At 64.0% G+C, this 6350-nt stretch carries 5 protein-coding genes; all 5 read left to right on the forward strand.

Annotated features, from left to right (window positions below; all coding sequences use genetic code 11):
- Positions 1 to 1920: 1920 nt before the first annotated feature.
- The 5 genes from D4B81_RS17370 to D4B81_RS17390 all read left to right on the forward strand — a co-directional run bounded on the left by D4B81_RS17370 (position 1921) and on the right by D4B81_RS17390 (position 6104).
- The gene (locus D4B81_RS17370) at positions 1921 to 2193 is read left to right on the forward strand and encodes a hypothetical protein (protein ID WP_122263929.1); all 273 of its coding nucleotides are present in this window, start codon (positions 1921 to 1923) and stop codon (positions 2191 to 2193) included.
- Positions 2194 to 2543: 350 nt separating this feature from the next.
- The gene (locus D4B81_RS17375; protein ID WP_122263930.1) at positions 2544 to 2978 is read left to right on the forward strand and encodes a hypothetical protein; all 435 of its coding nucleotides are present in this window, start codon (positions 2544 to 2546) and stop codon (positions 2976 to 2978) included.
- Between the two features lie 349 nt (positions 2979 to 3327).
- Positions 3328 to 3987 (forward strand): DUF5677 domain-containing protein, encoded by a 660-nt coding sequence (locus D4B81_RS17380; protein WP_272914083.1) that lies wholly within the window; start codon positions 3328 to 3330, stop codon positions 3985 to 3987.
- Positions 3988 to 4550: 563 nt separating this feature from the next.
- On the forward strand, positions 4551 to 5309 hold the full coding sequence (locus D4B81_RS17385) for a DUF429 domain-containing protein (protein WP_122263932.1): 759 nt from the start codon (positions 4551 to 4553) through the stop codon (positions 5307 to 5309).
- A 300-nt stretch (positions 5310 to 5609) separates the two neighbouring features.
- The gene (locus D4B81_RS17390) at positions 5610 to 6104 is read left to right on the forward strand and encodes a hypothetical protein (RefSeq protein WP_161965282.1); all 495 of its coding nucleotides are present in this window, start codon (positions 5610 to 5612) and stop codon (positions 6102 to 6104) included.
- Positions 6105 to 6350 lie beyond the last annotated feature (246 nt).

Below are 6350 nucleotides of genomic sequence, written 5' to 3' on the forward strand. Positions count from 1 at the left end.
GACGCGTGCAGGCCATCGCCGCACTGGATGATTGCTGACAAGGCGATACAGGAACCGCACTGCCCGCGGCAAGAGCGGGCGTTCGGACGACGGCCGGGACTGGCGGTTTGATGGGGAAGTCCACCTGGCCCGTGCGATCACCACGAAGGCGGTCCGGGCAGCGTCGGCGTCTTCAGCTCCCCGCATCGACGACACTCAAGAAGTCGGTCGGCGTCGGCGTGATCCAGAACCTTCCATGCGTGACCGAGTCGCAACCAGCATCCGAGCTTCCTCCGGTTCATGTCTGGCAGCGTGGCATCAGTCGGACGGGTGCACAATCACCACTCTGAAGACGGCAGTTGGTGCGCCCGACGCGGCCCCGAGGATGTGGGTCACGCCTGTAGAGACCGTGTGCTGGGCTCGCGTAGACCAGTCAACTTACGTCAGTGGCTAAGGCTCACGAGGAAAGGATGCGGGAGGTCTGCTTCGTGTCGGTGCCACCGAGACGTTGGGGAGCTGAGTAGCGAATTCTGCCAATGGAGCGCTCAGCCCATGGAGGACTGCTCGCTGAGTGGGGGGCATCGCGACGAGTTGCCGGTGGACGGCACCAACGTCGCTGAAAGACAGAAGTCCGCTGAAGAAGACGTGTACTACGTCGCAGTTCTCGACGCGGACCGTCCACGGTCCCCGGAGGTCACGTCCCCGTAGCGCACAGGGCTGGTTCGGCCCGGCGCTACCAACGTCGATGAAGCGAACGGTTGCGACGGTCCCGTTGTGGGTGTAGGCAACCGACATTGTCTCGCCGAGCGTCCCGCGGAGGTGTCGCATTGCTTGGGAACCGCCGTTGCCTTCCATCTCAACCAGTACATTCGGGTCGAAGTCCGAGCCCACGTAAGCGAGGTCGATGCGGTAACCCCGAGCACGCAAGTGGAGGTGTGTCGCCTCGCCATGCTGGACTGCGTTCAGAATCAATTCATACAAAGCCATCCGAACAGCATCATACGCTGTCCCTGACCAGAGCCAATGTGCTCCGACATCGTTCAAGAACCGCGCAACGAAGAGATGGATCTCGGATGTACTGGTCTTGTCTCCCAGCCAGGAAGCATGTCGTATCATTGCGCGCACGTCAGGCACAACCTCACGCGCAGGCACACCGCGGGATGTAAGTGCCCTGCGTCGTGCTCGGCGTTTCCAGCCGTGAAGGAGCGAGGTCGTAAAGCGATGCTCGTCGATATCGATTTCGCGCGCGTGTACATTGCACAGCCATATTCCGTTGGCTGCTGATTTACGTACCTGGGGATCCATCCCGGGCTGCCAGCGCGCGAATCCCTCGGCAGCGGCAGATATGTGCGCAGCTTGTCCCACCTTGCCTACACCAGCCTGTGTGGCGCCCGCTGCGTGGGTTGCTGCAAGACATGCGGGGTTTGCGCATCGGTACCCAGCCTCCGCCGCCAGTTGGCTCTTCACGGCCTCGCTGAACTCAGCTGCGGCCCTCCCCGGGGGCCGAGTGCTGTTACCACTCATGTAGAGATGCTACCCACGTAGGTAGGCCACGACACTCGTCGCCGCACGCAAGGTGGGCTCGAGGCGCCGATGGGTGGTGGCGATGCTTCGCCATGTACACCCCGCGGCGGTGGTCGCCCTCGATCCGCGGTTTGGAAAAAGTGACGGTGGTTGCAAGAGTGACAGTGACTCAGTCTGAGTTGCACGCGGCAAAGGCGGATGCCTGCCGCGAGGGAGGCCTACTCCTGTGGTGCTCGTCGTCAACGTGGTCTCGACGGGTCGGGTCAAGCGGTCCGCGGGTCGCGGCCTGCACAACGATGCTCTCTTGACGCAACCTGCACCGTAGCTCCGCGACAACCAATAAGGTCTGGCAGTCTGACCCTGTTGAACGTCGCGAGGCGCCGCCTTGCTCGTCTGTCGACAGTCAGGAGCACCACGTTGGCACTGGCTGTCTTGTCGGGGTTCGCCACTGGCCTCCTTGCCGGCTTTGGGCTGCAGCAGGTGCTGGGGCAGCTTGGACGGTGGGGGTTCGTCCTGGACGGCGGCGATCAGGGGTGGAATGCCGGTGCGCTCATTATCGTGGTGTCGGCCGTGGTCGTCCTGGTCGTTCCGACTCTGCGTCGGGCCGGCGCCGGCTTCGTCTTGGGTCTGTCGCTGGGTGGCCCGGCTCAACTGGTGTTCTTCCTGTGGTTTTTCTCATCCCTTCGTTGACCACGAGACAGGTGCTCGCCAGGGGGCAGTGTCGATTCGGTAACGGCTAACCGGCGCGCCAGATACGGTGAAGTCCACCACCATCCCTTGCGCGGCAAACCCGGACGGCAACTGGCTGCGGGGTAGTGTGCCGCCATGGGGATTGCAGCAGCCGCGCAGTGGCTCGACGAAACTTGGGAGGTCGTCCTACCGCGGTACTTCGAGGTCCGTCCGTCGGCCGCCGCACGGGGAGCCGTCATGCGGGGGAAAAGGCGCTGCTCATCATTGTCGTCTTGGTATTGACTGGCTGCATCCGTTCGACAGGTGACATACGGGCTCTGGTCGACACTCCGTGGGGAGTCAATGTCGTCATGAGCGAGGAATCGGCATTGCTGGGGTCACAGCTCTGGTGCAGTGACGTTGGGAAACCCGTAGAGGTGCAGTCCATCGCCTGGAGACAGTCGAAGGGTGTAGACATCGTCGACTACGCGGTAGTGAACCAAGAGGCCCACGCCGACAGGCTTGGTTTCGCCCCGGGGAAACTCGCGCATGAGCTGCCTGACTACGTGGGATCACGGGGCATCCGAGCCAGCTGCCAAGACCTGAACGCTGACGGGGAGCCCGGCCCAGAATCTCGCGTGTCCTACCTTGTCTTGCAGTTGCGGCTGTCTGACCCCGAAGCGGCCGGCGCGGCCGAGGGGCTGATCGTCAAGACTGCCGCGGGTGAGGACCAAGAGCCGGTATCCGTACTCCTGTGTCCCGCCGGTCAAGACCCCTGCGAAGCTGAGAGCGCCGACGGAAGATGACTCCGTCCCGGCTCTCGGCTGAACGCCATGGGTCTGCATGACGGACGCTGCGTCACGGGACGCGCCCTCACGCGCTCAAGTTGTCGTCCGGGAGCTCGCGTAGCTCCGGCCGCACCAGCGACCAGCGGCAGTAGCGTGCGGCCACGCTCAGTGCGGCATGATCGGACGAGCGTAGCCGTCCTCAGCGCGCCAGAAGCGGACGCTACCGCGTCCGCAGTGCGGCAGGAGTGTGCGGGCCTTGGCGGTGACGTAGTCTGCCGCCGTGCCCCTCTCGGACCGCGACGAGCGACTGTCCTACCTGGCCCGTCAGTTGATCGCCGAGTGGGAGAAGGCCCCAGGTCCGCCGACGATGGCATTGCCTGACGGGAGTCGAGCATCCCGAGCCCAAGTTGATGCCGTAAACATAACTTGGGGATGGACCGCACGGATCGTGCGCACAGGAGAGGCAGCCCTCTTGCTCAGCGACCACGGCTTCCACGTGGAGGCGTCTCCCCTTCTTCGCTGCATGCTCGAACATGCGATCGCCCTCCGCTGGGTGGTCGACAAGCGAGGCAGCGCAGCCCAGGCCCTGCTCAGGGACAGGGCTAACGGCTATTCGCGATTCCAGGCTGCGCAGCACTCCGGTTGGCGCCTGGAAGGCGAAGCTGCAGAACTTCTGGAACGCGCTATCGCGGTCGAGACCGACGACGATACGCGCATCGAGGACCGCCATCTGGCGACCCTGCATCGGGCGCAGACATACGGGCTAATGAACCTGTATCAAGCGTGGCTGATCGAAACATGGTCGACTCATGCAACGTTCGTCAGCGCAGAACCGTACTTCAACGTAGACGACGACGCAGCGAAGGCGAGGCTGCGTCGAGTCCCGGAATGGGAGGTCAACTCGGTCCCGGGCGGCGTGGCGATTACACTCCATAGTGCGCTCGCTTGCTACGAGTCCATGGTGCCGGAGGCATTCGCTGGCCGACTTGAAGATGCGGCGAACGAGTTCGAGCGGATCATGACCTAGTGACCGCGTGGAGGTGTTCTGTCGACGCCTTTTCACGGCCTTCGCGCGAAGGGTAAAGCCCGGGGTGGGGCGGTCGCGGCGCCATCCGTGCGGCAAACTAGTGCGACGGCGGACTCAACCTCAGTCGTGGTCCGAGCCCGTCGGGAACTCGATACCGTAGTGCTCCGCGACGAGTTCCGTGGTGTGGCAGCCCCAACCGTCTCGCTCCGCCGATCGGCACTACTTCGGGTTCCATGCCGTCACAGGCACCCGTTCCCGAGCCGCAGTCGAGATGGACGGCAAGGATCTTTCGGATGAGGGGATCGTCGATGACGTTGAGACTTCCCATCGCTTCCACCCATAGGTTCAAGCTCATGGGCTCACGCTCGACCACCTCATGAACCACGTTCATATGTAGCGCTCTGCTCGCTTCCTCGTCGTACACGTAGCGCGTCACTCCATGAGCGTACCGAAGCAGCAAGCGCGTTGGTACCCATCTTGTCGTAGGCCGTGGGCATCGCGGCCGCAGGACGAGCGCTGGGTAGCTACGCAGAGGCCGACCGTCGACGTAATAGGTTGGCCTGATGCAAACCTTGGGGATTGACCTAGCCGCAGAGCCCAAGAAGACGGGCGTCGCGTGGATTGACTGGACTGGCCACAAGGCGCGCGTCTCGGATCTCCACATCGGAGCAACAGACGCAGAGCTGCTCGGGAGCATGTCCGACGCCGACAAGACAGGCATCGACTGTCCGCTGGGCTGGCCCAGGCAATTTGTCGCCTTTATCGCGAAACATGAGGACGATCATGTTGTCGTCGAGGACGGCGTCGCGGCCGATTGGCGGCGCAAGCTCTCCTACCGTGAAACGGACCTCCATGTGAAGCGCACGGTGCCCGGGATTCAGGGGCTGAGTGTGTCAACCGACCGCATCGGGGTGACCACTATGCGTTGCGCCGCCCTACTCTCTCTTCTTGCCGCGCAAGGCCTACCAGTGGCACGAACCGGCTCCGGCCCGGTGGCGGAGGTCTACCCGGCAGCGTCCCTCGTCAGGTGGCGACTCAACCACAAGGGCTACAAGGGCTCAAAGGGCCTTGTCCGACGTGCCGAGCTGGTGGACGAGCTGATCCGTGCCGCGCCCTGGCTTGACCTTGGCGCACACGAAGGTGACTGTCGGAAGTCCGATGACGCCCTGGACGCCGTACTCGCCTCGATGACCGCACGAGCGGCCTACCGCAATTTGACAGAACCTCTACCCCCTGGTGCTGAGGCCGCAGCCGCGGCGGAGGGGTGGATAGCCCTGCCTCGAGCAGACTCGTCCATCGGAGACCTGATCGCGACTCATTAGAGCTGTGGGCTCGGGCCAAGGCCCTGGCGGACTGCCGGGACAGGCGTCGAGTTCGGCTGGTCCTGAGTTTGGCTCGCCCCTGGGACTTACTACGAGCGCCAGGCCACTAGCGTTCGTCCCACGCTCCGTGCGGCAAGATGATCCGTGCGTCTCGCTGACACTTCCGAGACGCCCGGCGAGCTTCTGGTCAATTCTGGTGAATCGTGACTACCGGCGAGTATCGAGGCGCCGCCCGGCGTGGTGAAGGGAACCTCGTATCCGGGGTTGCGGGGCGTCGGCTCTCCCCTATGGTGACCCAGTATGGACATCAACAAGGTGGCAGGTAACGACCGCGACGCGACACTGAGCAAACTACATCGGCACGTCTCCCAGCGCCTCGAGGGCTGGAACGGTGCCGCCGGTGGAACGGGAGCGCTGCCGTGGTGGGATAGCGCGCTGACTCGCGTGACGCTCCTCGTGGGGGAGGACGAACCACGATGGACCTACGGACCGTCTGACGCGTCCCGGCTGTGGGTGCTCACTGACCGTGTGCTGGTGACCTGTGCCGCCCCCACGCTGGACGATGGTGCAAGCGCTCGAGTTTGGGCCGATGCGTTAAGGAACATCTCTCGGGTCGAGCTCGAGGGAGGCGACTCGCCTTTCGGCGGGAGCATCGACCGCCGTTGGCCGGGGCGCGTGACGCTAACGCTGCACATGGCGGACGGGTCGACCAACAGCCTGCCGATCGATGACGTTGAGCGGAGCGGCGTCCTCGAGGTTTGGGACGTGCTGCTGGGCAACCTGCGCGCCTCCTGACCTAGACAGGCTCACGTCCATCTTCGGCCCTCACGCCGCCTGCTCGCGCCGTAGAGGTGCCCTACGGGGCGACCCGTGCGGTTCCAGTACCCCACTGGGGCGACGGCGCATGCAGCTACCAAGCACCCCGGGCACCTGACCATGCCTACACTCAAGTCGTGGACCGACGGAGCTTAGCCTCGATCCACCGATGGCCTTGAGGTTCTGAGCGTGCCGTAGCAGAGAGATGCCCTCCCGTACTGGGAG

Origin of the sequence: Ornithinimicrobium cerasi (assembly GCF_003702705.1) — a bacterium.
GTDB lineage: Bacteria > Actinomycetota > Actinomycetes > Actinomycetales > Dermatophilaceae > Ornithinicoccus > Ornithinicoccus cerasi.

Bases quoted from the DNA above. Each gene is read 5' to 3' on its own strand.
- D4B81_RS17390 (WP_161965282.1), top strand. From the start codon at position 5,610: ATGGACATCAACAAGGTGGCAGGTAACGACCGCGACGCGACACTGAGC.
- D4B81_RS17380 (WP_272914083.1), top strand. From the start codon at position 3,328: ATGGCATTGCCTGACGGGAGTCGAGCATCCCGAGCCCAAGTTGATGCC.
- D4B81_RS17385 (WP_122263932.1), top strand. From the start codon at position 4,551: ATGCAAACCTTGGGGATTGACCTAGCCGCAGAGCCCAAGAAGACGGGC.
- D4B81_RS17375 (WP_122263930.1), top strand. From the start codon at position 2,544: ATGAGCGAGGAATCGGCATTGCTGGGGTCACAGCTCTGGTGCAGTGAC.